Raw genomic sequence first — 26295 nt, forward strand, 5'->3', positions numbered from 1 at the left:
ACCGCCAAGGGCTAACCCTCGCGGAATGCACGACGGCGGGCGGTCACCCTTTGCGGGTGGCCGGCCGCTGCTGCTTGGCAGCGAATTTCGTTGACGGGGATGGTCTGGGCTAACCTTATCTAGCGCTCTTTCGCGCTTTGCTTTGGGTAACCGAAGCGTGCCTCCTTAGCTCAGTTGGCCAGAGCACCGCTCTTGTAAAGCGGGGGTCGTCGGTTCGAATCCGACAGGGGGCTCCACGAACCCCTCCGTACCGGCGATTTTGCCGGGATGGAGGGGTTTTTCTTGTTTGCGATGCACGGCACTGCAGGCCTTCAACACAGCGACGGCGCTCACTGGTGGACGTGTCGTCTGGATGGGACCGGCAGTCGGTGGAGGACGGACGTCTTTCACGGCTGCATGTCTGTGGTTGCCGACCGTATGACCCGGATGTCCAATGTCCCGAATTCGGAAGCGGCCAGGGTTCCGTGACGAAGCTCAGCAGCCTGAACGTGTTGAACGCTTTAGAATTCAGCGGTGCCTGTTCCGGCGTCCTGCCCGGTATGCGAAGGCATCCAGGGCCGTGATGATGTCCGGCGCCACCCAGACGCGGGTGCCGCGGATTTTGCCGGCGGATGACAGGACACCGGCTTCCTCCAGCCGTTCGACAGCGCGGTACGCGGTGGCCAGGGATGCTCCGGTGTGTTCTGCGACCATCTCAGCGGTCAGTGCCGGCTCGCGTGGTATCAGGTGCAGGACCTTGCGGACGGATGAGGGACTATCGGCCAGGCGTTCCCGGTAGCTTGCCTCTACCGCCTCAATGTCTGCCGCCAGTTGCCGGCCGTTGTCCACAGCCCGGACAGCGGATTCCGCAAAGCGCTCCACGATCGGCTGGATGTCCCCTTCGCGATACGCGCCCAGAGCATCGAAGTACAGGCCGGTATCCGTCAATAACCCTGAGGACACTGGCACGGTGACGTTTTCGGTAACGCCCTTGGCCCGCAGCAGCGCGCTGACGATGGCCCTCCCGGTGCGGCCGTTGCCGTCGGCGAACGGGTGGATGGTCTCGAACTGGGCGTGCGCGATCGCCGCCTGGGTCAGTGCCGGGATGTCATCGCGCAGCATGAAGGCCACCAGGTCCTCCACCGCCGGCATCACCTTGTCTGGATGGGGCGGGACGAACTCGGCAGTGTGAGGGGAGTTGCCGCGGATCCAGTTCTGGGCGTCCCGGTACTCGCCGGCGATGTTTTCGTCGGAGGCGTTCAGCAGGGAGTGATGCATGACCGCAATATTCTGCGCCGACAGATCCTCGGACAGGTCTATCGCCGCCTGCAGGGCCCGGACGTTGGAGGCGATCAGTGAGGCGCTGGTACTGGAGGTGTCACCCAGCTGGGCCAGGGCGATCTTGCGTGCGCTGGCTGTCAGATTCTCAATCTGGGAGCTGGAAGCGGACTCGCTGCGCAGCAGCAGCGCCGCGAACGGGGTGGTTTCCCGGCCCAGCTCGGCGTCGAAGCGGACCATCTCCACCGTGGCGGCTTCTGCCAGCGCCTGCGTGCGGGAATCAATGGCCGGGTCCAGGCGGGCGATCTCGGGGGCGACTGCGGCCTCGTAAGGGTCGCGGGCCAGCAGCCGCTGCCTTCGGGAAGCGCCGCGGTCAGGATCGGTTTCCCAGGGATGTTTCTCGTAGTCAATGGCTGGCCAACCTCCGACACCAGTGGTCAGGGAGGCGCCCGGTTCGGGGTGTGCGCTGGCGGTAAACTCTCCGCCGGCAGAGATGCCGCGGGGCTGTCGAGACTGTGAGGCCATTTGTTCCTTTGCGAAGACACTTACTTGATTTTCTCATATGGGGATAAAATGAGAATTTCTGTGGTGTTGGTTCTCACATCGGGGCGTGTCGGCTCCGTGGACATGGATGGTGACCGTGGCAGGGTTCGCCGGGTAGTACGCGTCGGACGTGCCGGCCTTTACGTCGGCCAGGCCGGTGCCCAGGTCGGTGGCTTTCGTCCAGCCCATGGCCGTCGCGGTGGCTTCGGAGACGCGCGACGCAACCGGCAAGCAGAGTGGTGTCGCCGGTGGCGTCTCATGCATCCCGTCTCGCCAAGCGCTCGAGATTAGCGCCAGCGTACCGGGACGACTGGACGGACATTCAACCGTCTGCACGGGCAACGCTGGCCTTCTGTCGGAGCTGCAACAGCCCCGCGACGGTCAGACCGGCTGTAAGGGCCACGGCAGCTACCCAGAGTGTGAGGCCGGCAAGGTCGTGTATGGCCATTTGGGGGAGTCGCCTGTCAGGCACGGCCACGACGCCGATGAATGCTCCGACAAGGCCGAAGTAACTGCCGCTCATGAACCGCTGATGGGCACGGATGTTGCCGCGGCGGACGCACCACAGGCCCGTGGTCAGAGTGCAGAACGTCAGGACGGATAGCGCGTGGAGCCAGTTGAATCCTCCGTCGATGGTCCGGATCCCGAAGGAGGTGAGGACCACGATGTACATGGCTACCGCCCAGATGCGGCCCAGGATCTTGTGCGCTGCGCTGCCTTTGTTGCGGCGGAGCAGGTTCACTGCGCCGAAGATCAGGGCGTAGCCCGCTGCGATGGCATGCAGGGCGATCAGGAAAGTCCACGGCGAAGGCATGTGGCCAGCCTAGCGAGTCGGATGGGGCTTACCGGATCGTGTTGGCGGGGGGCGGCTGAGATCTTTGCCGGGAACTGGTACAAGAGCTCAGGGTCGTCTTCATCCAATCACGCGGCGCAGATCCGAATGATCCCGTCCGGCGAGGTACTGAACAGGCCCACCGGGCAGAGTGCCGCCGTCGTGAGTTCATCGCCTCAGCGCTCTGGGCAGCTCTCCCCATGGCACTCCTGCGTTCCCGTGCCTACGATGACAGGGGACCGCTCGGTCCGCTCAGTCACTTTCTTGGGGAAAAGGACCTTACCCATGCCGTTGCCTCGACCTGCCACTCACCATCCGCTTCGAAGGACACGGCAAGGAGTGTGGGCCGCCCTGGTGACGGCCGTCCTGGTGGCTGCCGGCCTTTTCGCCGGCGCGGCACCCGCCTCGGCCGCAACTTACACCTTCAAGGGTGTGGTCAAAGGAAAACTGACGGCCACCGCAACGGCCACTGCGCTTGGCGACGTATGGGTGGGGGCGTACACCAATGACGACCGCGCCTCCTTGGTGGCCGGTGCGTGGTCTGCCCCCGATGGCTCCTACAGCTTTAGCGTGCCGACTGCCGGCAGTTACAAGCTGTGGACCACCTGCAGCAGCGGACCTTGCTCCGCCACCTACGCCGACGAGTGGAACGCGAACCAGTCCAGTTCCTACGGTTCGACGCCGGTTGCCGTCACCGATGCTGCCCCCATCACCACTTTCAACCCGCAGTTGGAAGCCTTCGGCAGCATGAGCGGCAGGGTCACCAACAAAGCCGGCCAGCCGGTGACGGCGGTGTCCGTCTCAGCTTCACCCAACAACGGCGGACAGGTGAGCAGCACCAAGCCTGATGCCAACGGCTACTTCACCCTCACCAAGATTCCGCCCAACCAGGCATACATCAGCGTCCGGGACGAGTCGGGCCAGCGTCTCTACCTGGAACAGTATTGGAACGGCACGGGCACCGTGGATACCTACAGCACGGCTACCGTCCCGCCCGGTGTGCAGTGGACCAACGTGAACTTCATCCTCAAGGATGAAACCCTCATGGAAGCAACTGTCGTCGATCCGGCAGGCGCGCCGATTGCCGACGTCGGGTATGTCCCGTGGGTCTACAACGACGCAACGGGAGCCTGGGACGGACCACAGATGGGTCCGCTTACCTCGGATGCGCAGGGCAAGATCTACTGGCGCATGGCAGTGGGAAAGAAATACAAGCTCTGCGTCTCGGACACGGTTTACGAGGGCACGCCCCGCGAAAAACGCTACAAGGCCGAATGCTACGACAATACGGCCACCAAGGACACGGCCACCGTTCTGACGGCAACCGCTGCCGGCCAGCGTGTAAAGCTGACCATGCAACTGGACGTCGAAGGGCTGTCGCTGGCACCTGGCAGGCCATTCGTTTATGGTTCTGCCCAGGCCGGACAGAAACTGACCGTTGATCCCGGTGTCTGGGGACCGGCTCCGGTGACCCTCGCCTACCAGTGGCAGCGCTCCAAAGACGGCGAGGCCCTTCAGGACATTGCCGGCGCCACCACCACTGCGTACGTGCCCACCGCCGCTGATGCCGGGTACGATATCTGGGCGAAAGTCAGCGGGACCAAGACCGGGTATGCGTCATACTCCACCTCGGTACACGGCGGAAAATCGGGCGCCGACGCCGTCACGGCTTCCAAGCCCTTCACCCTTCTGGGAACGCCCAGCGCCGGGAACACTCTGACCGTTGACCACGGCACCCTGAATCCCGCTCCCGATTTTGGTCCTTACTACGACTGGTTCGTCGACGGCGTGCAGGACTACAGGTCAAACGGGCCGACGTTCCTCCTCCAAGCCTCCGACGCCGGCAAGAAAGTCACTGCCCGGCTGAGTGTCCACGACTGGCCCCTGCAGCCCTATTACGGCCAGGCCACCGTCACCGTCGCTGCCGGGACCTTGACGGCTCCGGTGCCGACGATTTCCGGGACGGTGAAGGTCGGCTCGGTGTTGACGGCTGCTCCGGGTGCGTGGGGTCCTGCTCCTGTGACGTTGGCGTATCAGTGGTTCCGGAGCGGTGTTGCGGTGACGGGTGCTACTTCTGCTACTTACTCGTTGGTTGCGGCTGATCTGGGTAAGGCCATGACGGTCAAGGTCACGGGTTCGAAAGCCGGGTTTACGACGGCGGCGAAGACTTCCGCTGCTACGGCTGCGGTCGCTGCCGGTACCCTGACAGCTCCGGTTCCTGCGGTGTCGGGCACCAACACGGTGGGCAGCACGCTCACTGCGACTCCCGGCACGTGGGGTCCTGCGCCCGTGACGCTGACCTACCAGTGGTACCGCGGAAGCACCGCCATTTCGGGCGCCACCGCCCAGACGTACAAACTGGTCGCCGCGGACAAGGGAAGTGCCATCAAAGTACGCGTGACCGGCACAAAGACTGCGTACACTGCACTGGCGCGCTACTCTGCGGCCACGGCCCTGATCGGCTGATCAGAAGTTGCTGGCGGGGGTCGCTTGGTTGGCGGCGGTGGCTCCGGCTATCCGCTGAGCCTTGCCGTGTCCGGCCCTCACTCGGGCTTGAACGATGACAACCGGCTGATCCGCCGCCGCGCCGCAGCAATCAACGGACGTGCTGCCAGAACGCCTGCTTTCAACGAGCCAAGAACCTTGTTGAAACTGCCTTCGAAGCGGCCTCTGCTTCGCCAGTTTTGCGTCAGTTCCCACGTGGTGCGGACGGAATGCACAGCGAGTACGACGGTAAAGAGTGAGATCACCAAGCCAGCGATCGAGGCGGCCACGATCATCACACCTGTGACGTGCACCAAGAAGACGGCAGAGATCACAACCGTGTGGGCGTCAAGAAGTTCCATATTCATTTCTCGTTGTGCGGGATGGTGAGTTGGTAGTGCCAGGGTACGGGAGACGGAACCCGCTGCCAGGTGCGCGGGTTGCACCTTCAGTTTCGTCTTTATCCTAGCTACGAGCACCTAATGGTTCGTTGGCAACGCGTCACGTACTTGTCAGAATTGCCAGGACGGCAGAGTGTCCGTCAATACGCTGCCCGAATAAGCGGCAGCGTCCAGCTCGGCACAGTGACAAGGACGAGAAGATGGCAGAACCACAACCACTGGACATCACCTTTGTTGCCCTGCTCGGCAAAGTTCGACCAGGAGATACCTGGACCTGTGTCCAATTGCCTGAGTCAGCGAAGATCTTTGGAACCCGTGGACTGGTCAAAGTGGCCGGCACAGTAGACGGGCACCCGTTCACTGGAGCCTTCATGGCGTTGGGAGACGGTACGCACAAACTGCCGGTGGCCGCTCCTGTCCGAAAAGCCATCGGCAAGGGCGACGGTGACGCCGTTGAAGTTCACCTCACTCAGCGACTGAACTGACACTAGAACTCCAAGAACTAGCTGAAATCCGCCGCCGGATCTTTTCAGCCGTCAGTCTTGTTGGGGTAGTCGAAGCTGCAAACGAAATGTGACTGGCGTTCAGCCCGCGGCGCCAAAGTTACCCGATGATGCTGAGTCGCCCGGCGCCCCGTTGCTCATTGGAACCGTGAATACCGGGGTGAGCAGGCCATTCACGCCACGACTCTGAATTCGTCTGATCCCCCGCGTGTGTCTCTTCCCTTCCTGCAAAACGACTCCCGGTGGTCTGACCCCAAATTGCTTCCTACACGCAAGGCGGCGCGTGGGCTTGGCACGCAGAAGATGAACTGGGCGTCATCCGCGTAGGTGCGAGGGCCGACGTCGTGGTCTGGTCTTCGAATCTCTACGCTCTTGGAGCGGACGAACTCCTCGGCGAGCGGGCCGACCTGACGATCGTCAATGGCGCAGTGGTCCACGATGCCCGGAGGGAGTTCGCCGAAGAGCCACCTGTGGAGGCCGCAGCGGCCTATGCGACCAAGGGCGTCCCGTTCTCCGCGCACTCAACGTGCTCACACTAACGCCAAGCTCCCGGGGCGCAGGGATCCCCTAGGGCCGTAAGCCCTCAATCCAACCGAAGCAGCTTGTCAGTCTAGGTTGACAGTTCCATTCTTGTCAGTCTAGCCTGACAGGTATGGAAGCTGATGATCTACCCGAGCAGATCCATTCGACGAACCCCGCCGTGGGCCTACGCGCAGTGGGAGCCCTTCACCGCCTGGCCGAGCAGGTTGAGGCGGTCCACGTGCGGGCGGCCCGTGAGCAGGGGTGGACGTGGGAGCAGATCGGTGATGCCTTGGGTGTCTCACGACAATCAGTGCACGCAAAATACAGGGAATGAGTTGAGCCATGTTTGAACAATTTGCCCGTGATACCCGCAGGATTGTGGGGTACGCCATGGAAGAAGCCCGAGGCAGGGGCGACAAGCGACTGGGAACGGAGCACCTGCTTTTGGGGGCGCTTCATGAACCGGAACCCGCCGCGGTCCTTGGCATCACTCTGGACGATGCTCATGACGCGGCGTCCCGGTTGGATGCCGCTGCGCTGAAGGCTATCGGGCTGGAAACCAGGAACCCTAAGGGGGCCACGATGCCAACAAAGGGGAGGAAGCCGCCGTTTAGTTCGGGCGCCAAGGAAGTGATGGCCAACATGGTGAAACAGGCAATTGATCAGAAGTCCCGGCAGATCACAACGTCAAACCTTCTTGTGGCGCTTCTGGATCGCGAAGAACACGATCCTGTGTCTGCTCTCTTCGAAGAACTCAAGGTGGACAAAACGACGGTTCGAGCCCGACTCCGGTGAAGGGGCTCTCTACCGGGCGCTTTCCTTGCGCTTCTTGACCCTCCGGATGATGAGCCACACGACGAACGCGGCAAGCCCTGCGTAGACGGCGTAATTGAGGAATCGCGAATACTGATCAACCAAGTGGTATTGCTTGCCGAGCAGTGCTCCCGCTCCAATGAGCAGGGCGTTCCATACGCCCGTCCCCGCGACAGTAAAGATGCTAAACGTCACGAGGTTCATGCGTTCAGCACCTGCCGGGAGGGAAATGAGGCTGCGCACCCCGGGAAGCAGCCTGCCAAAGAAGATCGCTGACTTGCCGTGGCGTTCGAACCATCCAGCGGCTTTCTCGAAATCTTCCCGATCAACCAACGGCAGTTTTGACAGCAGCTTGATGGCCCTTTCCTGCCCCACCTTGTAACCCAGCCAGTACAGGAGCATCGCTCCGGCGTAGGCGCCAAGTGTGCTGGTGACAAAGACCAGGATCAGGTTCATGCCACCCTGCTGGGTAAGGAACCCGGCCAGTGGGAGGATCACCTCGCTGGGTATGGGCGGAAACACGGTCTCCAGGAGCGTCAACAAGCCGACGCCCCATTCGCCGAGGGCTTCGATTACCTGTGCGGCCACCCCCACAATCCCGGTTAGTTCATCGGCTGCAGCGGTCGCCGTGAGCAAGCTGATCAGGTTGATCTCCCTTCATGACGGACGCTTCGAAAAGACCTGGCGCGGAAATTGACGGTGACAAAGAGAAGCCCAGTGATGGGGGACCACTGGGCTTCCACCTCAACGCTATGCCCATCTACGCCCTCCGGCAACAAGCAATGTAAAGAGGTTTTTTACGCTGGTAACTGCACTGCAACAAAGGCGCCGCGTCGGAGCTCAACTGCCTAGGCGCCGTGCGGCCGAATACGGGCGTGGTGCCCGGATCGGACCTTCAGTGAGGATGGTCGGAACCGATGGACGGTGCGCGGCTCGCCCCTCGGATGGCGGGGGTGGCGAGCCTTGGGCTTGTGCTCTTCCTCGGCGCGCGAGGAGGGGAGCAGGGCCAATGGCAGGATGGTGGCTGCGAGCCAGACAACCACGCCAATAAGCACAAGAAGGATGGCTGAAGTGGGCTCCATAACCCAAGCATAGGCACCTTAATCACCGTTGGTAAGTAGCCTGATTACCACCTTTCCGGGCAGTGTCCTTGACAAGCCCGGCGGTGCCACAACACTGATTTCATGTACAGGAACAGCCGCGTCTCAGCCCAGTTTTCCATGTCCCTTGACGGATTCATCGCTCGGGATGATGACGGAGTCGGACCGCTCTTCGACTGGTACGAGGCCGGACCCGTTGAAACATGGATGCCGGGTCACCCCGTGCCGTTTCATCTCAGCGAAGCCGATGCCGCTTACTGGAGATCACTCCCAAGGGAGGGTGCATTCATCTGCGGCAGGCGGATCTTCGATCTGACGAGGGGGTGGGGCGGTCACCCGCCCAATGAGTCGCCCACCGTCGTCTTGACGCACCGCGAACCTCCTTCGGATTGGCCGCCGGTCCGGCGGGACGGCCAGACTGTCCCGTTCGAATTCGTTGGGGACCTGGGATCGGCACTGGAGCGTGCGGCGCACCTCGCGGCGGGCAAGGAGATAGGTGTTGCCGGCGCGGACGTGGCACGGCAGTGCTTGCGCCTCGGTGTGGTGGACGAACTCCGGGTTGATTTGGTGCCCGTGCTGCTCGGAAGTGGCATTCGTTGGTTCGGTGACCTTGGCGCGGAGTTCGTGCTGGACGATCCCGTGATCGTCCCAGGAACACGCGTCACCCACCTGAGCTATCAGGTGCGGTCCCGGGATCTGCGCTAACGTCACCCCAGGTTATCCACAACCGGGCATACAGCGTACGACGGCGGGGCCTCGCCCGCGCTAGGCTGGTCACCTCGGCTGATGCAAGTGGCCGCAGGAACCACAACGCGGAGCCACATCTTCATGTCCGATGACCTTGCCCTGACCGCCCTGGCGGCCACTTCCTTTTCTTTGCCTGAGCTGCGCGACGGACAACTCGCAGGTATGACCGCCGTCGTCGAGGGTCGTGATGTCCTCGCTGTCATGCCTACCGGGTACGGAAAATCCGCTACCTATCAAGTCGCAGCACTGCACCTTCACAACACAACGGGCCGACCCGCCGTCGTCGTTTCTCCACTTATTGCCTTGCAAGAAGACCAAATGGACGGGCTGAATGAGGACCTGGGCGAGGGCGCCGCCGTCGTCATTAATTCCTCCCTCAGTGCTTCGGAGGTGGAGGCAGCGTGGCAGGCAATTGAATCCGGAAAGGCGATATTCCTGTTCCTCGCACCCGAACAATTGGCTAAGCAGGAAACCGTGGACCGGATCGCCACGCTGCACATCACCATGTTCGTAGTGGACGAGGCACACTGCGTATCATCTTGGGGACATGACTTCCGCCCGGACTACCTCGAATTGGGTAGCGTCCGCGAGCGCCTGGGTAACCCGCCGGTCATAGCCCTGACCGCAACTGCGTCCCCACCCGTACGTGAGGAAATCGTCAAGAGGTTGGGCATGACGGAACCGCTGGTCCTGGTGCGTGGCTTCGATCGCCCCAACATCAGCCTCGACGTTGTCCGGCACCAAGAGGACAAAGGCAAGCGGAAAGCCGTAGTGGAGCAGGTCATCGCCTTGGCCAAGGCCGCGGGCATGGGGCTGCTCTATGCCGCTACCCGCAAGGACACCGAGAAGTACGCGGCCAAGCTAAAAGATCAAGGTCTGCGGGCCGAGGCTTATCACGCAGGACGTTCCGACACTGACAGGGAGAGCATCCACGAGCAGTTCCTGGATGACCAGCTGGACGTAGTGGTTGCCACTACAGCCTTCGGCATGGGGATCGACAAACCCAACGTCCGGTTCGTGGTGCACGCCGATATTCCGGAGTCCTTGGACGCTTATTATCAGGAAATCGGCCGCTCGGGCCGGGACGGCGAACCGGCTGCTGCGACACTGCACTACCGTGCCGAAGACCTTGGGCTGCGTAAGTTCTTTGCCACCCATGCCCCGGACGCTGAGGAGCTCATGGCCGTGCTGAAAGTCGTCAAGAACGCCGGTGCACCTGCTCCCAAAACCGCCTTGGTAGAGCTGACAGGCTACCCTGCCCGCCGTGTCACAGCACTGGTGAACCAGTTGGAGGAAGCCGGCGCCGTGAAAACCGGCAAGCGCGGCATCCGGCTCAGTTCCAAAGCCAAGCTGACCGCACTGGTAGAGCGAGCCGCCCGGTTGGCTGAGGCGCGTCAACGCGTGGACCAGTCCCGGCTCACCATGATGCGTGGCTACGCGGAGACGGACGGCTGCCGTCGCCAGTTCCTCCTGGGCTATTTCGGGGAGGACCTGCCGTATACCTGCGGCAACTGCGATGCTTGCGCCGAAGCACCCGACGACGCCGGGTCGGGTCGCGTCGGCCAGCCCGCCTCACCCGCGGAGAATCAGTTCCCCTTGCAGTCCACCGTGATCCACAAAGAGTGGGGTCCCGGTTTGGTGATGAGGCACGAGGACGACGTCATGACTGTTCTGTTCGAAAAGGAAGGCTACAAGACCTTGTCCCGTACCGCCGTCGTCGAGCATGAATTGCTGAAGCCGGCTTAGGTGCGGGCCGTGCGCATCCCGGGCCTTCCACGAAAGATCACCACCATCAGCGTGCAGATCAGAGCTGCCGCGCTGAGCAGGCCCAGCAGACCGCCCCATGGAGTGTAGTCACCACCGGATATGAAGAAGGCCTCTGCCAAGGCCATACCGGCGGAGAAAGATGCAAAGAAATACATGGGTGCGCCGAGCACCAGAATCAAGAGTTGGACAATTACAACTGTTCTCAGCCGTGAAATAACCCGGGTTGCCGTCAGCAGGACCACAACCAGAGCAAGAAGCGTTCCGACGCTCGTCCACGGCAAAACTGCCACCAAGGAGATTGACTCGTTGCGTCGGGCCAATCCTTCGTGGATTTCGTCCAGCGTGGCGCCCGGAACAGCGGCGAGCGGATTCCACACGAGGATCTGCAACGCTGCGGTGAGCCCATAGGCTGCGATTGCCATGAGCCCAACGATGCTGATGATGACGCGCGATGTTTGTGTGCTGCTTCCCTTGGTCCCCATGCAGGCAGCCTATTCGTATCAGGTATTGAGCTCCAGCATGAGGGCGGGCAGTTCGTCGGCGAGCTCCCTGGCCAGGAACCCGAGCGGGCCGAGCTTGCTGGCCAGGCGGTCGGCAGCGGCGGCGTGAAGGTGCGTGCCCCAGCAAGCAGCTTGAGCATCGCTGGTCCCGCGCGCACGGAGCCCCGCGATGGCCCCTGCCAAAACATCGCCGCTGCCTGACGTGCCCAGTCCGCCGTAACCAGTGGTGATCTTCCACAGCGGCGAGTCGTCTGCTGTTGCGGCGCCAGGTCCGGCGATGTAACCCTGACAACTCACCACCGCATCGAACCGGCGAGCGACCTCAGCAACGTCGGTTTCCAGGTCCGCCACGTCTCTGCCCAGAAGAAATCCGGTTTCGGTCGGATTCGGTGTAAGGATCAGCCGGCCGCGCCACGGCCCCAATTTTTCCTCAATCTTTACCAAGCCGCCCAAGGCGAAGGCGTCAAGAACGATGGCGGGAGCACCGCCGTCGTTGGCCGCCTCGTGGGATTCCTCCCGCTCCAGCAGCGCTCGCAGCAGCGATTCGGCGAGGTCCGGATCGTCCAGGCCAGGGCCGATCAGCACGGCATCAGCCCGATCCAGGTAGGACGAGATCCTGTCGAGTCCTTCCCCGGTGACGGACCCTTCCGGGTTCTCGGGCATGCCCACGGAACCGCATTCCGGGAGTGCCACTCCCACGGGGACTGCTACGGATTCGGCCACTGCCAAAGTGATCTTTCCGGCGCCGGCACGAAGGGCGGAGGTGCCGGCCAGCAACGCCGCGCCGGGAGTTGCGCGAGCTCCGCCGATCACCAGCACTGCGCCGCGCGAGTACTTGTCCTCTCCGGGGGCGGGCAACGGCCAGTCGCGCAGAAGCGAGGGCGTCACCAGTGTTGGTGCGGGGCTATCACTGTGGATGGACACTGGCATCTCCTGCGTGTTCCGTGACGGTGACACCCTGCTCCGCAAGGTGGTCAGCAACATTGAAGCTCTCCAGTTGCCAGGGACCTGCGCCCGAGGGACGGACATACCGGGTGATGGAAGCATTCAGCACCGATGTGGTGGCCGCAAGGTCAAGGATTTCCTGCTCGGACATGCCCTCCAAAACGTAACGGACCAGCAGGATGACGGCGTCGTGGCAGACCAGCATCACTCGTTGCCCTGATCCCAGGGTGTTGAGCTCATCCAGGATGGATCGCAGACGGAGTGCGACGTCAGCCCACGATTCACCGCCTGGCGGCCGGTAGTACAGCTTGCCCAGCCATAGCCGCCGCTCTGCTTCGTCTGGGTATCGGGTCTCTACTCCCAAACGTGTTAGCCGGTCCAGGATGCCCAGCTCCCGGTCCCGGAGACGTTCATCAGTAAGCACTTTCACAGGCCAGCCGGCTGTCTCAACGGCGATTTCCGCCGTCTGAAGGGCCCTTGCGTAGGGGGAGGAGACAATGGCATCCGGTCGGAGTTCTTCGGCGATCCGGGCGAGTGCCGTCCCCAGGGCCTTCGCCTGGTCCTGCCCGGTGCTCGACAGATTCACATCAGCATCCCTGGCTGGAACGTCAATGACTTCGGCTCCAGCCAGACGAGCCTCTGTTGCGGCCACGTTGCCTTCGCTCTCGCCGTGCCGGATCAGGAGCAACTCGACGGCTCCCGCCTCCTGCACCGCGTCCGTCAGCCCGTCCTCGTTCACAAGATCACCCTTCCGTGTGCGTTGCCGAATGCAGAACACTACCCACTGCGTACCCACAGGAACAGAGGATAAACGCTCGACGGTGATCACAAGCCTCTGTTGTGGGAACTGGGAGTGCAGTAAGTTGCTCGCATGGAGGACTCATACCCAGTCATCATTGTCGGTGCCGGATTCGCGGGCGTTGCAGCTGCACAAGAGCTGGGCCGCAAGGGCATTCGTGTCTTGCTGATCGACTCAAATAACTATCACCAGTTCCAGCCGCTCCTCTATCAAGTGGCAACCTCGCAAATTGGGGTTTCGGCCATTGCCCGGCCACTGCGTTCCGTTTTCCGGCGCTACAAAAGTGTCAAAGTTCTGACCTCGAAGGTTGACGCCGTTAACGCCGCGGAGCGGGTGATCACAACTGCCGACGGCCGCTCGCTGCGGGCAGATGTCCTGGTCATTGCAGTTGGGGCGGTCCCGAACTTCTTCAATACACCTGGAGCAGAAGAGTATGCCTTCCCACTGTATTCCGTCACAGATGCGACGAAGCTGGGGAGCGGCCTCACCCGCTTGTTGGACCAAGCCGATAGGAACCCGGACGGGTCTGTGGACGTAGTGGTGGTGGGCGGCGGACCCACCGGAGTTGAAACGGCCGGGGCAATGGCCGAGAACGTTAAATACGTGGTGAGCAAGTACTTCTCGCCGGAACTCGCGGCACGCTGCAGGGTTCATTTGGTGGACATGGTGCCCACAGTCCTGAACATGTTTTCCAAGAAGTCGCAGAGCTACGCCACCGATCATTTGAAGAAGGTGGGCGTCCAACTCCATATGGGACAGGGTGTCACCGAGGTAAGGAAAGACGGAGTGACCCTGGCTGACGGAAGCTCCGTGCCCGGGCAAATTGTCGTGTGGGCCGGTGGACTAAAAGCAGGGGACCTCATTGGCGGTTCGGGCTTGACCCAGGGGAGGGGAGGTCGCGTTGACGTCAAGACGGACCTGACTGCCCCTGGCGTTGAGGGCGTGTATGTCATCGGGGATTGCGCCAACATCACCGATTCAACGGGGGCAAAATTGCCCCAGCTGGGTTCGGTGGCTCAACAGGCCGGAAAATGGGCTGCCAAGAACATTCTCGCGGACCTCAAGGGCGAGAGCCGCGATCCGTTCCGGTACGTCGACAAAGGCTATATGGCGATGGTGGGGCGCGGAGCTGCTGTGGCAGAGCTGGGCCGCAAGCGAATCCAACTCCAAGGCATCCTGGCCTTCTTGTCCTGGCTGTTGGTGCACCTCGCCCTTTTGTCCGGGCTCCAGCAGAAAATCCGGGCTTTGTTCTCCTGGCTTAACGGATACATCCTTCACAGCCCTGCACAGGTGGTAGTTAGCGGGCCCACTGAGAAGGAAACAACGGAGCAGGATCCGCCCAGCACTTGAGCCCCGCACGACGTTTTACTCGTAATGAATGGTTTATTGTGATGCCCGGTTGGCAGAAACCGCCAGTCGACTTTGCTTGTATGCCGAAGATGCCCAGTGCAGGTGAAGACACGCACCGATAATCATCAGCACGGCCGCCACGGCCGCTGGCCACGGAGTCCAACTATGTCCGGCGTGCCCCACAACCCGTAGGTGCTGGCGTGGGTCGTCCGGATAGACGCTGAGGGTTACGGGGGAGCCAGGTCCCGGAACCGCTATGCACGTGGAATTGGTATCGAACGTTTCGTTGTATTGCCGTCCTTGGAATTCGAAGCCCAGTCCCAACACACAGTGTTCACCACGATGTCTGAAACCTTCTTGGGATGTAACAATTCCCTGAACGTGGACACTGCTGGCGGCGACCTGGATTTGGGTTGATACCAGAATGAAGGAACCGACTACGGCGGCAACGAGCACTAGTGCGGCGAGCACGCGCCACAGGAACATCCGAACCACGCGCGGCTTGGCTCCGCGGAACATCCCCCATGCACTCATTCTGGGAAGATAACAGGAGGAACCCAAACAAGGAGCATCATGACACTCAAAGAACGCCTCAAGGCGGACGTCGTCGACCATATGAAGGCGGGCAACAAGCTTGCGTTGACCACTGTGCGCAACGTGCTGGGTGAGATCACCACCCGTGAGAAGTCAGGCAAGACGCCGGTGGAGCTCGACGACGCGCAGGTCACCTCGCTGCTTCAGAAGGAAGCCGCAAAGCGTCGGGATACGGCTCGGATCTACACCGAGGCGGGCGAGGCAGATCGAGCCGCAGCCGAGGTGGCGGAGGCCGAAATCATCGAGGCCTACCTGCCAAAAGCTCTTACCCGGGAAGAAGTGGAGGCAATCGTTGACGACGCCGTGGAGGCACTGAAAGCTGATGGCCAGGAGCTGTCCATGCGTTCCATCGGAGCCGTGATGAAGCCTGTCACCGCCAAGGTTGCTGGACGTTTTGATGGCAAGACTGTCAGCGAGATCGTGCGGGGTCGCCTGGCGTAGAGTCAGCTGACCCCAAGCAGCCACCGCAGAGTGTCAGCGTTGCGCACGGCGTTACCACCGCCGTCGTTGTTGAAGTAGACGTACACGTCCTTGCCGTAGCCGTCCCACTCGCGAATCCGGTCCGCCCACCATCGCAGATCATCATCGGAGTATGAGCCGCCGTAGAGGTGCTCATGGTCCGGGCCGTGCAGACGAACGTACACGAAGGGTGCGGTGGCCCGGAGGATGCACGGCAGATGGGCGCCGCTCATGATGCAGTAGGCTGCGCCTCGGCGCTCCAGTAGGGCGTAGACGTCCGGGTGGTCCCAACTGTCATGCCGAAACTCGATGGCGACGCGAACCCACTGCGGAAGCGTGGCCAGGAAGTAGTCGAGCCGGGCGTCGTCGCGTTGAAAATCAGGTGGAAGCTGGACCAGGAGTACAGCCCTTTTGTCGCCGAGTTCGTGCCAGCAGCGGACGATCCGTTCCACCCAAACTTCGGGACTATAGAGCTTCTTGCCGTGCGTAAGACCGCGTGGCGCTTTCACCGACATGGCAAAGCCAGCAGGGAGCCGCTCCCTCCAATTCGCGAAGGACGTATCGCGAGGCCACCGGTAAAAACTTGCGTTTAGCTCAACCGTGCTAAATCGCGCCGTGTAGTGGGCCAGGCGCTTGGCCGCGGGAAGACTCGGGGGATACAGCACGTCCTCCCAATGGTCGTAGCTCCAGCCCGAGGTGCCAATGCGGATGCCCATGATGTGGATGGTAGCGGGATTCTGGGCCGAAAGGGTGGTGGCTTGGGCGGCTCACGGTGCTGGCCTAGACTCAGAGGGCCAAATCCGGTTGATGGGGGAACCATGGAGAATCAGGCCAATTCTGCTGCGCAAGAGACAGATGATCAGCCCGACCGCAAGGTGACGGGCCCTGTTCCACCGGAATGGCTGGGGCCGGTCCTTGCCCTCGCTGCCTTCGCCTCGATGGTCATTGGCTCGATCATTCAGGGAGGAATCCTTCTGGGGGTTATCGGATCGCCACTTCTCCTTGCTTTTCTTATTTACGTCTTCTTGAGGAGATGGGCGAGGCGCACCAAGGGGTATATCGGTCTTGGAATCGTTTTATTGCTCATCGTCAGCGCCATTTCCTCCCAAGGAAGAGGCACCGTCGACCCTATGTACTCCCTCCTTGCGCACATACTTGGACCCTTACTGGCCGTCGCGGCCGCCTGGTGTTTCCGCCAGCGCGCTCCTCTGACGCCCGCAGCCGTTGCGCGGTCCGGACCATCCTCCGCCGGGGCGCCGGGTGGGCTGCATAGCTCCATCGACGCCATGCAGAACATCACCGCGGTTCTAGTTGAACTGTTCCCCACCCTCCCGCCGACGTGGTCTTCGGCGTGGCTGGAATTCAGGGAAATCGGCTCTCATCGCGAATGCGTCTTCAACGTCGAAACGGCAGGGGCGCGGTTCACCACGGAAGTCCCAGCACACTTGGCTGACCAGATGTCTGAGGCCAGGAACATCATGCGCGGCCCCGGAGGCAATACGTGGTTCGCGGCCACCATTACACTCAATCCAGCGGATCCCGGGAGTTACCAAACCGAGTTCAATTACGACAAAGAACCGGAATGGCTCACCGAGCCGACGAAGGCCGCGTGCCTCAGTGAAACGCGTCGGATCCGAAAGCTTGGCACACTCCCTGGATGGGCACATCAGCGGATGGTCTCCGTCAAATAATCCGCCAGTCGCTAGGCTAAGGACCCTGCGAAACACTGTTTTTGGGTGACCCGGCTGGCAGCGACCCACGATGACGGACTCCGAGACCCCTATGCAGCCTCACCGCGTAATTTACGAATTGACATTTCGACGACGGCGCCATCGTTGGGTGGGTAGCGGCTCCACATGATCGGTCGTCCCTTTTCGCAGGTCTGGATCACGGCTGGTTTTGCTTGGCGAGGCCAGTGCCGTTCGCCGGATTGGGGTTAGCTGCCGAAGAGCTTCTTGCCGATCTTCGCGAAGATACCCGGTTCCTTGGATGGGTCTATGATTTCAGGTTGGACGGAGAAGTCGGTGCCATTTTCGGTGACAGGAAGGCGTTTGTTGGCCCACTCGACCATTTTGAGTTGTGGGTTGTAGACGGGTGGTGTGATGCCTTCGGCGCGGAACACCGTCCACATCCACTGCGGTATGTTGTCCAGCGTTCTCGGGAACGCTTTGAGGTCCTGGAACAATGTCAGTGCGTCCGCCGGACGATCAGGGATGGTTGTTTCGTGGGCGGGTCTGAGGAGTTCCATGTCGAAGATCTCAAGTCTGCCGTCCGAGTCAGGATAGAGGTAGACCTTGCAGCTGGTCCACGTGCCTTTACCTTGGACGTACGACTCGCGGCGGATGTCTTCGAGCCAATGTTCCATGGACTCGATGGAGAAGTCTTGAAAACTATGGGCGAAGCCCCATACGCCGTCACGACGGATGTCCTCGCTGCGCCGGCTCCAGGCCCGATGCATCACGGTCGTGCTGATAATTTCTTCAGCACCGAATCCTAGGCCGCCTTCGGCAAAAGCCTCTGCGCGCAGTCTTTGAAGACCAGTGACCACTTCTACCCCAGAAATTCGTGTTCCAATCATCATTCGAATGCCTCCTCGGAAAGTGGAAGGTTGGGAAAATGTTCTGACCTTTTTTCTCCGGAGCCGAACCAGTGAGTGACCTTTGACGATTCAGGCAGTCCGGGTTTTGGTCCGGGGACGGCTTCTACTTTTAGCTGTAAGTCTAGGGTTTGTCCGGTGTCGACGCGGTGGAGGGCCTTGGTCATGAGCTCTCGTTCGAGTTGGTAGAAGGCCAGGGTGTTGGCGGGTACGTTGGGGGTTCCGTGGCCGCGGTTCTGGAACATGAGTTGGGCCATAAGGTTGGCGCCTTCTCCTGGTCCTGCGAAGAGGGAAGCGATGAGGTGGCCACCCTCGTAGCCGCGTCCGCCGATACGGATACCGGCCAGTATCTGCTGCCATGCGCTTCGGTTGATGTCGCCTTTGAGCAGTCCAACTGGCTGCAGAGCCTCGACGACGGCGTACGCAGCTCGGCTTCCCCGCAAAGCTTGGATTGTGGCTGCTCTTTGTGACTGTTAGTGCTGACGGGCGCTCCGTCCGGCGTTGGTGCTGGCTATCCGCCGAAGAGTTTTTTGCCGATCTTCGCGAAGACGCCTGGTTCCCTGGATGGGTCAATAATCTCCGGTTCGACAGAGAAATCCGTGCCACTGTCGGTGACGGGGAGGCGTTTGTTGTCCCAATCGACAGTATTCAGTTGGGGGTTGTACACCGGGGGCGTCTGAGCATCTGTACGCAGAGCAGTCCACATCCATTCCTGAATATTGTCTGATGTGCGGGGAAATGTCAGGAGATCCATCTTGACGGCCTGCCCTGATGCTGGGCCGGTGGAATCTTTCGGATCACCGAACATGCCGCGAGTCAGAATCTCGTAGTCGAATGCCTCTAAGCGCCCTTCGTTGGACGGGAAAAGGAATACTCTGAAGGTTTTCCATGTGCCGAGGCCTGGAACATAGAGTTCACGTCTGACTTCCATCAGCCAGTAGTCAAGGAGCTCGGGTGGGAAATCGGTTTGCCAGTCCCGACCACCCCACTGACCGTCGCGGCAAACATCGACGTAGCGCCTCGATCTATCTTGAAACATCAGCGAGGTGCTTATGACTTCCTGTGCGCCGAAGCCTAGTCCGGCCTTGGAGAAAGTATGCTCCTGGAGGCGAGCTAGTCCCTGTCGAATTAGAGGGCTATCCACCACGGAATCTTGCATCAGGGCCTCACTATTTCGGGGACTCAAGATTTGGGAAGAAATCATCTTGAATCAAGTCCTTGTCAAACGAATGGGACACTTTGAGTCCACTGGGCAGCCCGGGTTTTGGTCCTGGGACGGCTTCTACCTTTACACGCAAGTCTAGGGCTTGTCCGGTGTCGACGCGGTGGAGAGCCTTGGTCATGAGGTCTCGTTCGAGTTGGTAGAACGCCAGGGTGTTGGCGGGTACGTTGGGGGTTCCGTGGCCGCGGTTCTGGAACATGAGTTGGGCCAGGAGGTTGGCGCCTTCTCCTGGTCCTGCGAAGAGGGATGCGATGAGGTGGCCACCCTCGTAGCCGCGACCGCCGACACGGATACCGGCCAGTATCTGCTGCCATGTGCTGCGGTTGATGTCGCCTTTTAGCAACCCGGTGATGTGTGCTTCGACGCTCTTGGGCTTGGCGAAGTCATCGGTGATGATCGTGAAGTGGTTTTCCAAGCCACCGTCAGTTTTCGCGACGACGTTATAGGTGACATTGGGCATCCGCTTGTTCAGTTCAACGGACCAAGCACCCTTGACACCAGCGTACGTGTCTACGCGTTCGACCCGGCCTGTGGCGTCCGCATAGAACCGTTCAAGACTGTCCGCCGTGAGGCCGCCGGTGCTATCTGGCATTTTGGTGCGGTTGTCCACGATGTACAAGGTGTTGGGTTCCAGCCCGGTCTTGGCTGGCGAGGTTGCCGTGCGCCACTCGGGAATGCTCATCAGCGAAGTCCACCACCGGTTTCTCTTCCCCGCATGCGTCGCAGGAGACGCTGGGTTGCGTCTCAAGTGTCCAGTCGGTGGCGGCCCAGTCGCTATAAGCGTCAAACAGGATGTCTTCATCCAGCGTCTCCCCACAGGCAGGGCAGGGGGGAGGGCCGAAATTCTCTCCCATGGAGTAACCATCCCGGTCATGAATCAGGGTCAAATTGCTGGTTCCCACGGTTCAGCCCCTCAAAAGGCGACTACTCGTCTGGATACTATCCAACCTGCGCAGCGACTTACGGGCACTGAGGGTTAGCTAGTGTCTGCCTGGGGTCCGCGCCATCAGAGCCTGAAGGTCTTCGGCAACCTTAGCTACCTCTCGCTGCCGGGAGGTGCGGACAGGCTTGGATCCATGTGTGGCTTGGCGAGCCGGCCTGTTGTTAGTGCGGCTTTGGCGGTGGACCTGAGGATCGCGGACAGGTGCGTCAACGGCGACGGCGCCCTGCAGGGGATCGTGGAAAAGAGGGAAGCTCATAGTTTCCGATCCTGACAGAAGCGGCCGGATGCTGATATGGACAGATGCATACGGTAGCCGGGGGCTGCTGTGCAGATGTCCATCGAGCCGCCGCGGTTCAGGTGTGCGGCCCCGAGCCTAGCCCCACAGTGCCTTCTTCAACAGCGCCCTCAGCTGCGTGTTCTCTTCCTCGCTGAGTGCCGCGAGCTGCGTCCGCTCGCACTCTTCCAGTCCGGCCCTCGCCTTGGTGTGGATCCGGCGTCCTTCAGCGGTGGAGACGATGATCTTGGCACGCCGGTCCTGCTTGCCTTGGGCTCGTTTGACCAGCCCGCGGTGCTCCAGATCGTCCACCAGGCTGACAACTTGGCTCGGATCCAGGCTAAGGAAATCGGCGAGCTCGCGTTGTGTGGGTTCCAACCCGCTGCACGCGAGCGTGAGCACGGAGAATGACCGTTCCCGGAGTCCGTAGTCGGCCAGGGCTTTGTTGTTGAGCAGTGATCCTGTGGCGTGCAGTTTGGCCAGCAACAAGCCCACGTCACTGCCGATTTTTGCTGCGGCGAGGCGCGGGGTTTCCACTTCGGTGCTTTGCGGGCCCATGACAACTCCAATAGTAATGAAAAACAATCGTTGACTTTTTCAATGATCCGTATTCTCATTGATCATGACAAGGATCTCACGACGCAGCGGGATCGGCCTCACCGGCTCCGGCCGGTTACTGCATGCGAAGGAGCACGGCATGAGCTTGAACGGCAAGGTTGCAATCGTCACCGGGAGTGGACAGGGTCTTGGACTCGCTTACGCGAGGGAGCTCGCCCGCCAGGGTGCCGCCGTCGTGATTAATGACGTGAACGCCGGGACTGCTGCGGAGGCTGTTGCGCAGATTGAGGCCGACGGCGGACGCGCCACCGCTGTGGTGGTTCCGGTGGGTTCGACGGATGCTGCGAAGGCTTTGGTGGCCGGTGCTGTTGAAGCGTTCGGTCGGCTGGACATCCTGGTGACGAATGCCGGAATCCTGCGGGACAAGAGCCTCCTAAAGATGACCGACGAGGATTTTGACCTGGTCATCAACGTTCACCTGAAGGGCACGTTCACTTGCGTCCGCGAGGCCTTCGCGTACTTCAAGGAGAACGGCATCGCCGGCCGGATCATCACCATCGGCTCGCCCACCGGGCAGCGTGGCAACTTCGGACAGACTAATTACGCCGCTGCCAAGGCCGGGATCGTGGGCATGGTCCGAACCTGGGCTTTGGAGATGAAGAAGGCCGGCGTGACGGTTAACTCCGTGATTCCGGTGGCCGCCACCGCCATGACCAAGACGGTCCCTTACTTCCAGAAGGCCGTGGAGGCGGAGGAACGTGGCGAGGCCATGCCGTCCTTCTTCCGCCATGATCTCGGTTTTGGAACGGCCGACGACGTCGCCGGGCTGATTGCCTTCCTCGCCTCTGATGCGGCTGCCGGCATTACCGGCCAGGCAATCGGTGCCGGTGGCGACCGGCTGCAAGTCTGGACGCACCCGACGGCGGCCACCACCGAGTACCGCGATGGCGGCTGGAGCTACGAGGCCCTGCAGGAAAATGCCGACTCGCTGTTTGGTCCGCAGGCGCTGCAGAGCTTCGGCGAGGAATTCCTGCCGCTGCCTGAGGAACTCCGGCCCGAGCCGGTGGCTGTACCTTCGCAGGCGCGCTGATCATGGCCGACCGTTACGAGCTCGGCATCGACGCCGCTGCCCTGGATGCCATCGATATGCATGTCCACCTCGAAGTGGACAGCTGCGGGCACGGCTCGCTTCCGGAAGCGTTGACGGAAGCGTCGGCGAAGTACTTCAAGTCCGAGGATCGGACCCCCTCGCTGGACAGGATCGCCGAGGTGTATCGCGAACTGAACATGGCCGCCGTCGTCTTCACCGTCGACGCCCGGACCCAGCTCAAGCATGAGCCCAACAGCATCCCCGAGCTGATTGCCGGAGCTGCGCGGAACAATGATGTGCTGATTCCTTTCGGCAGCGTTGACCCGCGGACGGTGGAGGACGCGATCGCGGGGGCAAAACACCAGGCTGTGGAGCTGGGTGCCCGGGGTTTCAAGTTCCACCCTTCGCTGCAGGGCTTCGACCCGTCCAACGAGGCGTTCTACCCGTTGTGGGAGACGCTCCAGGAGTTGGGGCTGCCATGCATTTTCCATACAGGCCAGAACGGCATGGGTGCGGGTCTTCCGGGCGGGTACGGGATCAAGTTGGCGTACTCGAATCCGCTGTTGCTGGATGCCGTGGCAGCTGATTTTCCCGGGCTGCAGATCATCATGGCGCACCCTTCCGTGCCGTGGCAGGATGAGGCGAACTCGATCGCAACGCACAAGTCCAACGTGTTCATCGATCTCTCCGGGTGGTCGCCCAAGTACTTCCCGGAATCCCTGGTTCGGCTGTCCAACTCGGTGCTTCAGGACAAGGTGTTGTTCGGCACGGACTTCCCGCTGATCACCCCGCAAAAGTGGTTGGGGGCGTTCGCGGACCTGCCGTTGAAGGACGAAGTCCGCCCGAAGATTCTCAAGGACAACGCAGTCAGGCTGCTCGGGTTGGGTGGTTGAGATGAGCGTGAGTGTTGTGGATCAGAAGCTGTACTCGGTGGCGGACTGGTACGACGCTGAAGCACTCCTCAGCACCGAGGAACGGCAGGTCCTTGGACGCCTGCGGACCTTCCTGGACGCTGAAGCCACGCCGTTGCTGGCCGAGTACTGGGAACGCGGAGAGTTCCCCAAGCAGTTGGCCGGACCGTTGATCGACCTGGATCTGATGGAACCCTTTGAGGCTCCAGCCCGGGGGATTTACCACGGCTTCCGGATCTTCGAACTCGCCCGCACTGATGCCTCGTTGGCAACGTGGTACACAGCCCAAGCCGGTTTGTTCCGGACCGCCATCCGGGTGGGAGCCTCCGAGGCACAGCAGAAGGAGTGGATGCCCAAGGTCATCGACTTCTCCCTCAAAGGCGTCTTCTCGCTGACAGAACCGGAGCACGGCTCGGACATCGCCGGCGGGCTTTCCACCACCGCACGCTTCGAACCAGACCCAGGGACAGAGGCCGACGGCGGCAGCTGGGTTCTGGACGGCGCCAAGCGGTGGATTGGGGGCGCCTCAACGGCGGATGTGTTGTGCGTGTTCGCCCGCGACGTCGCGGACGGACAGGTCAAGGCATTCCTCGTGGACAGGACCGCCGCAGGGGTCAGCTTGGAGAAGATCCACGGTAAGACCTCGCTGCGGATGATGCAGAACGCTCACATCACCCTGGACAATGTTCGCGTATCCGAGGCAATGCGCCTGCACAACGTGAACTCGTTCAAGGACGTGGCCGCCATGCTGCGGGCGATGCGATCGGACGTTGCGTGGATCGCCACCGGGATCCAAGCAGGCGCGTTCGAAGCTGCCCTGGCGTATGTGAAGGAACGCCAACAGTTCGGCCGTTCCCTGGGTTCCTTCCAACTGGTCCAGGAAAAACTGGCACGCATGCTCGGCAACATCACCGCATCACTCTCGTTGGTGGTGCGGTTGACCGAGCAGCAGCGCTGGGGGATCTATCGGGACCAAGACTCGGCCCTGGCCAAAATGCAGACGTCCCTGATGATGCGTGAAACCGTCGCGCTGGCCCGCGAAGTGGTGGGCGGCAACGGCATAACCCTCGCCGCCGACGTCGCGCGTTTCCATGCCGACGCGGAAGCTGTCTATTCGTACGAAGGCACGCACGAAATCAACGCCCTCATTATCGGCCGCGCCCTCACCGGCGACAGCGCCTTCACGCGCTAACACCCACTGAGAGAACCACAACACCAACAACACAGGAGGCAAAGATGCCCAATCTCGTCGTCGATTTCGACACCCTGCTCACCATGTCCGGCAAGGACCTTGGCACCACCGACTACCGCGAAATCACCCAGCAGCAGATCAACCTGTTCGCTGACGCAACCGACGATCAGCAGTGGATCCATACCGACCCGGAACGCGCCAAGGACGGCCCGTTCGGCGCTCCGATCGCGCACGGTTTCCTCACCCTGTCCCTGATCATCCCGTTCTGGGGCGAGCTCTTCGACGTCGAGGGCGTGACCACCAAGGTCAACTACGGCCTGGACAAGGTCCGTTTCACCTCGCCGGTCAAGGTCGGCTCGAAGGTCCGAATGCAAGGCAGCATCGCCGAAGTCAGCGAAGTCAAGGGCGGCGCCCAGATCAAGGTCAACGCCACCATCGAAATCGAAGGCCAGGAACGCCCCGCCGTCGTCGCCGAGTTCCTCGCCCGTTTCTACAAGTAGGAACCGCTTCTACAAGTAGACATCCACCCCCTTTCCCTCCTCTCCCAAGGAACAGCCATGTCAGGACACACTGCGCTCGCACAGTCGAGCACGGCCGCTAAGCGCAAAGAGGCGCGCACGGTCATCATGTCCAGCTATCTGGGCAGCACCATCGAGTTCTACGACTTCCTGCTGTACGCAACTGCGGCAGCGGTTGCCTTTCCCAAAGTGTTCTTCGCCGGTACAGATGAGTGGGTGGGCGTGGTCGCGGCTTATGCCACGTTCGCGGCGGGTTATGTTGCCCGGCCTCTGGGCGGTATCATCTTCGGGCACTTCGGTGACCGCATTGGCCGCAAGGGCATGCTGATCGTGTCCATGGCCATGATGGGCATCGCTTCGACGTTGATTGGTCTAATCCCGGGAGCCAACGTCATTGGTCCTTGGGGCGCCGTGATCCTGGTGGTCTTGCGTGTTTGCCAGGGAATCGCCGTCGGCGGTGAATGGGGCGGGGCAGCGCTCATGGCCCTGGAGCATTCGGATCCCAAACGTCGCGGGTTCGCGGCATCGTTCGTCAATGCCGGTGCCCCGACGGGCGCAGTCCTCGGCACCGTTGTCATGGGCATTTTCTCCGCACTTCCCCAGGATGCATTCCTGGCCTGGGGCTGGCGAGTTCCATTCCTGTTGTCCTTCGTACTCCTGATAGTCGGCATGTTCGTCCGGCTCAGGGTCTCCGAAAGCCCAATCTTTGCCGAGGCCGTGGCCAAGGAAAGCGCCCAGGACACCAAGCGCAAGATCCCGCTGCTGGAAGTGCTGAAGCGTCCCAAGGCACTCATCATGATCATGTTTGCCGGTGCTGCCGGCTTCGGCCTCCAAGTAGTGCTGCCCACGTTCTCCGTCACCTATGCAGTGTCCAAGGGAGCACCACAACAAGGTGTGCTCTATGCCTTCGCGGGCGCCTCAGCCATTTCCATCCTGTTCGTCCTCTTGGGCGGCAGGCTCTCGGATCGCTTTGGCCGCCGCCCGGTCATGGTCACAGGCCTGGCCCTGTTCATCCTTTACCTGTTCCCGATGTTCGGGATGCTCAGCTCAGGCAACATCGCTTTGGTCTTCCTGGCCTTCACCGTGGCGCTGGTCCTGCATTCGTCTCTTTATGGTCCGCTGGCGGCGTTCGTTTCCGAGCAGTTTGGCACCACTAACCGCTATACCGGCGCGGCGGTCGGCTACCAGCTGGCAACGCTGATTGGCGCGGGCTTCACACCCGGCATTGTGGCAGGCCTTTATAAGGACGCCGGCCAGAGCATCGTCCCCGTGGTGGTGTTCCTGTCCGTCATGTCGCTGGTATCGATTGTCTTCATCCTGCTGACGCGGGAGTCTAAGAACAACGACCTCTCTACGGTCAGTTAGGAGTACTGCA

The 26295-nt window shown here is 61.4% G+C and carries 30 protein-coding genes and 1 tRNA gene; 16 read left to right on the forward strand and 15 right to left on the reverse strand.

Going from position 1 to position 26295, the window contains the following annotated elements:
* Nucleotides 1–159 precede the first annotated feature (159 nt).
* A tRNA-Thr gene (locus MOD31_RS20940) sits at nucleotides 160–236 on the forward strand.
* Nucleotides 237–507: 271 nt separating this feature from the next.
* On the opposite strand, the gene MOD31_RS20945 is transcribed toward MOD31_RS20940, so the two are convergent.
* Complete coding sequence (locus tag MOD31_RS20945) at nucleotides 508–1782, reverse strand: Fic family protein (RefSeq protein WP_250821589.1); 1275 nt, start codon at nucleotides 1780–1782, stop codon at nucleotides 508–510.
* A 340-nt stretch (nucleotides 1783–2122) separates the two neighbouring features.
* The gene (locus MOD31_RS20950; RefSeq protein WP_142936535.1) at nucleotides 2123–2614 is read right to left on the reverse strand and encodes a DUF2306 domain-containing protein; all 492 of its coding nucleotides are present in this window, start codon (nucleotides 2612–2614) and stop codon (nucleotides 2123–2125) included.
* Nucleotides 2615–2917: 303 nt separating this feature from the next.
* On the opposite strand from MOD31_RS20950, the gene MOD31_RS20955 reads away from it, so the two are divergent.
* Nucleotides 2918–5098: a carboxypeptidase regulatory-like domain-containing protein gene (locus MOD31_RS20955; RefSeq protein WP_250821590.1), complete on the forward strand. Its 2181-nt coding sequence runs from the start codon at nucleotides 2918–2920 to the stop codon at nucleotides 5096–5098.
* A 77-nt stretch (nucleotides 5099–5175) separates the two neighbouring features.
* Here the strand turns inward: MOD31_RS20955 and MOD31_RS20960 are convergent, their stop codons facing one another.
* On the reverse strand, nucleotides 5176–5478 hold the full coding sequence (locus MOD31_RS20960; RefSeq protein ID WP_223941924.1) for a hypothetical protein: 303 nt from the start codon (nucleotides 5476–5478) through the stop codon (nucleotides 5176–5178).
* A 239-nt stretch (nucleotides 5479–5717) separates the two neighbouring features.
* Between MOD31_RS20960 and MOD31_RS20965 the strand changes: the two genes are divergently transcribed.
* The 4 genes from MOD31_RS20965 to MOD31_RS20980 all read left to right on the forward strand — a co-directional run bounded on the left by MOD31_RS20965 (nucleotide 5718) and on the right by MOD31_RS20980 (nucleotide 7337).
* Complete coding sequence (locus MOD31_RS20965; protein WP_142936526.1) at nucleotides 5718–6002, forward strand: DUF1905 domain-containing protein; 285 nt, start codon at nucleotides 5718–5720, stop codon at nucleotides 6000–6002.
* Between the two features lie 275 nt (nucleotides 6003–6277).
* The gene (locus tag MOD31_RS20970; protein ID WP_308196393.1) at nucleotides 6278–6559 is read left to right on the forward strand and encodes an amidohydrolase family protein; all 282 of its coding nucleotides are present in this window, start codon (nucleotides 6278–6280) and stop codon (nucleotides 6557–6559) included.
* Between the two features lie 113 nt (nucleotides 6560–6672).
* Entirely contained in the window at nucleotides 6673–6876 is a 204-nt protein-coding gene (locus MOD31_RS20975; protein WP_250821591.1) for a helix-turn-helix domain-containing protein, read from the forward strand.
* Between the two features lie 8 nt (nucleotides 6877–6884).
* The gene (locus MOD31_RS20980; RefSeq protein WP_250821592.1) at nucleotides 6885–7337 is read left to right on the forward strand and encodes a Clp protease N-terminal domain-containing protein; all 453 of its coding nucleotides are present in this window, start codon (nucleotides 6885–6887) and stop codon (nucleotides 7335–7337) included.
* A 9-nt stretch (nucleotides 7338–7346) separates the two neighbouring features.
* Here the strand turns inward: MOD31_RS20980 and MOD31_RS20985 are convergent, their stop codons facing one another.
* Together MOD31_RS20985 and MOD31_RS20990 are read right to left on the reverse strand one after the other, a co-directional pair.
* The gene (locus MOD31_RS20985) at nucleotides 7347–8000 is read right to left on the reverse strand and encodes a DedA family protein (RefSeq protein WP_250821613.1); all 654 of its coding nucleotides are present in this window, start codon (nucleotides 7998–8000) and stop codon (nucleotides 7347–7349) included.
* Nucleotides 8001–8203: 203 nt separating this feature from the next.
* Nucleotides 8204–8437, reverse strand: a complete 234-nt coding sequence (locus MOD31_RS20990) for a hypothetical protein (RefSeq protein WP_166841630.1) — start codon at nucleotides 8435–8437, stop codon at nucleotides 8204–8206.
* A 102-nt stretch (nucleotides 8438–8539) separates the two neighbouring features.
* On the opposite strand from MOD31_RS20990, the gene MOD31_RS20995 reads away from it, so the two are divergent.
* Together MOD31_RS20995 and MOD31_RS21000 are read left to right on the forward strand one after the other, a co-directional pair.
* Nucleotides 8540–9160: a dihydrofolate reductase family protein gene (locus tag MOD31_RS20995; RefSeq protein ID WP_142936521.1), complete on the forward strand. Its 621-nt coding sequence runs from the start codon at nucleotides 8540–8542 to the stop codon at nucleotides 9158–9160.
* A 123-nt stretch (nucleotides 9161–9283) separates the two neighbouring features.
* Nucleotides 9284–10948, forward strand: a complete 1665-nt coding sequence (locus tag MOD31_RS21000) for an ATP-dependent DNA helicase RecQ (RefSeq protein ID WP_250821614.1) — start codon at nucleotides 9284–9286, stop codon at nucleotides 10946–10948.
* Here MOD31_RS21000 and MOD31_RS21005 read toward each other — a convergent pair.
* Genes MOD31_RS21005 through MOD31_RS21015 form a run of 3 tightly spaced genes read right to left on the reverse strand, consistent with a single transcriptional unit; the run spans nucleotide 10945 to nucleotide 13153 of the window.
* Nucleotides 10945–11451 carry a hypothetical protein gene (locus tag MOD31_RS21005; protein ID WP_250821593.1) on the reverse strand — a complete coding sequence of 169 codons (507 nt, stop codon included), beginning with the start codon at nucleotides 11449–11451 and terminating at the stop codon, nucleotides 10945–10947. The two genes, MOD31_RS21000 and MOD31_RS21005, sit on opposite strands and share 4 nt — an antisense overlap.
* Nucleotides 11452–11469: 18 nt before the next feature.
* Nucleotides 11470–12399: an NAD(P)H-hydrate dehydratase gene (locus MOD31_RS21010; protein WP_250821594.1), complete on the reverse strand. Its 930-nt coding sequence runs from the start codon at nucleotides 12397–12399 to the stop codon at nucleotides 11470–11472.
* Nucleotides 12377–13153, reverse strand: a complete 777-nt coding sequence (locus MOD31_RS21015) for a histidine phosphatase family protein (protein ID WP_250821595.1) — start codon at nucleotides 13151–13153, stop codon at nucleotides 12377–12379. The genes MOD31_RS21010 and MOD31_RS21015 overlap by 23 nt, the downstream gene beginning before the upstream one ends.
* 132 nt (nucleotides 13154–13285) lie before the next feature.
* Between MOD31_RS21015 and MOD31_RS21020 the strand changes: the two genes are divergently transcribed.
* On the forward strand, nucleotides 13286–14563 hold the full coding sequence (locus tag MOD31_RS21020) for an NAD(P)/FAD-dependent oxidoreductase (protein WP_250821596.1): 1278 nt from the start codon (nucleotides 13286–13288) through the stop codon (nucleotides 14561–14563).
* 573 nt (nucleotides 14564–15136) lie between these two features.
* Nucleotides 15137–15598, forward strand: coding sequence for a GatB/YqeY domain-containing protein (locus MOD31_RS21025; RefSeq protein ID WP_105694033.1), 462 nt, complete (start codon nucleotides 15137–15139; stop codon nucleotides 15596–15598).
* Nucleotides 15599–15600: 2 nt separating this feature from the next.
* On the opposite strand, the gene MOD31_RS21030 is transcribed toward MOD31_RS21025, so the two are convergent.
* The gene (locus tag MOD31_RS21030) at nucleotides 15601–16332 is read right to left on the reverse strand and encodes a DUF72 domain-containing protein (protein ID WP_250821597.1); all 732 of its coding nucleotides are present in this window, start codon (nucleotides 16330–16332) and stop codon (nucleotides 15601–15603) included.
* 102 nt (nucleotides 16333–16434) lie between these two features.
* On the opposite strand from MOD31_RS21030, the gene MOD31_RS21035 reads away from it, so the two are divergent.
* A complete protein-coding gene (locus tag MOD31_RS21035; RefSeq protein WP_250821598.1) occupies nucleotides 16435–17307 on the forward strand; it encodes a hypothetical protein in 873 nt (290 codons plus the stop codon).
* Nucleotides 17308–17552: 245 nt separating this feature from the next.
* On the opposite strand, the gene MOD31_RS21040 is transcribed toward MOD31_RS21035, so the two are convergent.
* The 6 genes from MOD31_RS21040 to MOD31_RS21065 all read right to left on the reverse strand — a co-directional run bounded on the left by MOD31_RS21040 (nucleotide 17553) and on the right by MOD31_RS21065 (nucleotide 21209).
* Complete coding sequence (locus tag MOD31_RS21040) at nucleotides 17553–18197, reverse strand: hypothetical protein (RefSeq protein WP_250821599.1); 645 nt, start codon at nucleotides 18195–18197, stop codon at nucleotides 17553–17555.
* On the reverse strand, nucleotides 18194–18655 hold the full coding sequence (locus MOD31_RS21045) for a DNA/RNA non-specific endonuclease (RefSeq protein WP_250821600.1): 462 nt from the start codon (nucleotides 18653–18655) through the stop codon (nucleotides 18194–18196). The genes MOD31_RS21040 and MOD31_RS21045 overlap by 4 nt, the downstream gene beginning before the upstream one ends.
* A gap of 68 nt (nucleotides 18656–18723) precedes the next feature.
* Complete coding sequence (locus MOD31_RS21050) at nucleotides 18724–19371, reverse strand: hypothetical protein (protein ID WP_250821601.1); 648 nt, start codon at nucleotides 19369–19371, stop codon at nucleotides 18724–18726.
* 10 nt (nucleotides 19372–19381) lie between these two features.
* A complete protein-coding gene (locus tag MOD31_RS21055) occupies nucleotides 19382–20116 on the reverse strand; it encodes a DNA/RNA non-specific endonuclease (protein WP_250821602.1) in 735 nt (244 codons plus the stop codon).
* Nucleotides 20117–20414: 298 nt separating this feature from the next.
* Nucleotides 20415–20633 (reverse strand): hypothetical protein, encoded by a 219-nt coding sequence (locus MOD31_RS21060; protein ID WP_142936509.1) that lies wholly within the window; start codon nucleotides 20631–20633, stop codon nucleotides 20415–20417.
* Between the two features lie 117 nt (nucleotides 20634–20750).
* Nucleotides 20751–21209, reverse strand: coding sequence for a MarR family winged helix-turn-helix transcriptional regulator (locus MOD31_RS21065; protein ID WP_166841626.1), 459 nt, complete (start codon nucleotides 21207–21209; stop codon nucleotides 20751–20753).
* A 139-nt stretch (nucleotides 21210–21348) separates the two neighbouring features.
* Between MOD31_RS21065 and MOD31_RS21070 the strand changes: the two genes are divergently transcribed.
* The 5 genes from MOD31_RS21070 to MOD31_RS21090 are packed head-to-tail and all read left to right on the forward strand — an operon-like array spanning nucleotide 21349 to nucleotide 26285.
* Complete coding sequence (locus MOD31_RS21070) at nucleotides 21349–22299, forward strand: SDR family NAD(P)-dependent oxidoreductase (protein ID WP_250821603.1); 951 nt, start codon at nucleotides 21349–21351, stop codon at nucleotides 22297–22299.
* 2 nt (nucleotides 22300–22301) lie between these two features.
* Complete coding sequence (locus tag MOD31_RS21075) at nucleotides 22302–23192, forward strand: amidohydrolase family protein (protein ID WP_250821604.1); 891 nt, start codon at nucleotides 22302–22304, stop codon at nucleotides 23190–23192.
* A gap of 1 nt (nucleotide 23193) precedes the next feature.
* Nucleotides 23194–24402, forward strand: a complete 1209-nt coding sequence (locus tag MOD31_RS21080; RefSeq protein WP_250821605.1) for an acyl-CoA dehydrogenase family protein — start codon at nucleotides 23194–23196, stop codon at nucleotides 24400–24402.
* Between the two features lie 44 nt (nucleotides 24403–24446).
* Complete coding sequence (locus tag MOD31_RS21085) at nucleotides 24447–24902, forward strand: MaoC family dehydratase (protein ID WP_166841622.1); 456 nt, start codon at nucleotides 24447–24449, stop codon at nucleotides 24900–24902.
* 57 nt (nucleotides 24903–24959) lie between these two features.
* Nucleotides 24960–26285: an MFS transporter gene (locus MOD31_RS21090; protein ID WP_250821606.1), complete on the forward strand. Its 1326-nt coding sequence runs from the start codon at nucleotides 24960–24962 to the stop codon at nucleotides 26283–26285.
* Nucleotides 26286–26295: the final 10 nt, after the last annotated feature.

The sequence above is a fragment of the Paenarthrobacter sp. TYUT067 genome (assembly GCF_023656375.1).
In the GTDB taxonomy this organism is placed as follows: Bacteria; Actinomycetota; Actinomycetes; order Actinomycetales; family Micrococcaceae; genus Arthrobacter.

Coding starts and splice junctions, on each gene's coding strand:
- MOD31_RS20945 (WP_250821589.1), bottom strand. CDS start 1,782: ATGGCCTCACAGTCTCGACAGCCCCGCGGCATCTCTGCCGGCGGAGAG.
- MOD31_RS20950 (WP_142936535.1), bottom strand. CDS start 2,614: ATGCCTTCGCCGTGGACTTTCCTGATCGCCCTGCATGCCATCGCAGCG.
- MOD31_RS20955 (WP_250821590.1), top strand. CDS start 2,918: ATGCCGTTGCCTCGACCTGCCACTCACCATCCGCTTCGAAGGACACGG.
- MOD31_RS20960 (WP_223941924.1), bottom strand. CDS start 5,478: ATGGAACTTCTTGACGCCCACACGGTTGTGATCTCTGCCGTCTTCTTG.
- MOD31_RS20965 (WP_142936526.1), top strand. CDS start 5,718: ATGGCAGAACCACAACCACTGGACATCACCTTTGTTGCCCTGCTCGGC.
- MOD31_RS20975 (WP_250821591.1), top strand. CDS start 6,673: ATGGAAGCTGATGATCTACCCGAGCAGATCCATTCGACGAACCCCGCC.
- MOD31_RS20980 (WP_250821592.1), top strand. CDS start 6,885: ATGTTTGAACAATTTGCCCGTGATACCCGCAGGATTGTGGGGTACGCC.
- MOD31_RS20990 (WP_166841630.1), bottom strand. CDS start 8,437: ATGGAGCCCACTTCAGCCATCCTTCTTGTGCTTATTGGCGTGGTTGTC.
- MOD31_RS20995 (WP_142936521.1), top strand. CDS start 8,540: ATGTACAGGAACAGCCGCGTCTCAGCCCAGTTTTCCATGTCCCTTGAC.
- MOD31_RS21000 (WP_250821614.1), top strand. CDS start 9,284: ATGTCCGATGACCTTGCCCTGACCGCCCTGGCGGCCACTTCCTTTTCT.
- MOD31_RS21005 (WP_250821593.1), bottom strand. CDS start 11,451: ATGGGGACCAAGGGAAGCAGCACACAAACATCGCGCGTCATCATCAGC.
- MOD31_RS21010 (WP_250821594.1), bottom strand. CDS start 12,399: ATGCCAGTGTCCATCCACAGTGATAGCCCCGCACCAACACTGGTGACG.
- MOD31_RS21020 (WP_250821596.1), top strand. CDS start 13,286: ATGGAGGACTCATACCCAGTCATCATTGTCGGTGCCGGATTCGCGGGC.
- MOD31_RS21025 (WP_105694033.1), top strand. CDS start 15,137: ATGACACTCAAAGAACGCCTCAAGGCGGACGTCGTCGACCATATGAAG.
- MOD31_RS21030 (WP_250821597.1), bottom strand. CDS start 16,332: ATGGGCATCCGCATTGGCACCTCGGGCTGGAGCTACGACCATTGGGAG.
- MOD31_RS21035 (WP_250821598.1), top strand. CDS start 16,435: ATGGAGAATCAGGCCAATTCTGCTGCGCAAGAGACAGATGATCAGCCC.
- MOD31_RS21040 (WP_250821599.1), bottom strand. CDS start 18,197: ATGATGATTGGAACACGAATTTCTGGGGTAGAAGTGGTCACTGGTCTT.
- MOD31_RS21050 (WP_250821601.1), bottom strand. CDS start 19,371: ATGCAAGATTCCGTGGTGGATAGCCCTCTAATTCGACAGGGACTAGCT.
- MOD31_RS21055 (WP_250821602.1), bottom strand. CDS start 20,116: ATGAGCATTCCCGAGTGGCGCACGGCAACCTCGCCAGCCAAGACCGGG.
- MOD31_RS21060 (WP_142936509.1), bottom strand. CDS start 20,633: ATGAGCTTCCCTCTTTTCCACGATCCCCTGCAGGGCGCCGTCGCCGTT.
- MOD31_RS21065 (WP_166841626.1), bottom strand. CDS start 21,209: ATGGGCCCGCAAAGCACCGAAGTGGAAACCCCGCGCCTCGCCGCAGCA.
- MOD31_RS21070 (WP_250821603.1), top strand. CDS start 21,349: ATGAGCTTGAACGGCAAGGTTGCAATCGTCACCGGGAGTGGACAGGGT.
- MOD31_RS21075 (WP_250821604.1), top strand. CDS start 22,302: ATGGCCGACCGTTACGAGCTCGGCATCGACGCCGCTGCCCTGGATGCC.
- MOD31_RS21080 (WP_250821605.1), top strand. CDS start 23,194: ATGAGCGTGAGTGTTGTGGATCAGAAGCTGTACTCGGTGGCGGACTGG.
- MOD31_RS21085 (WP_166841622.1), top strand. CDS start 24,447: ATGCCCAATCTCGTCGTCGATTTCGACACCCTGCTCACCATGTCCGGC.
- MOD31_RS21090 (WP_250821606.1), top strand. CDS start 24,960: ATGTCAGGACACACTGCGCTCGCACAGTCGAGCACGGCCGCTAAGCGC.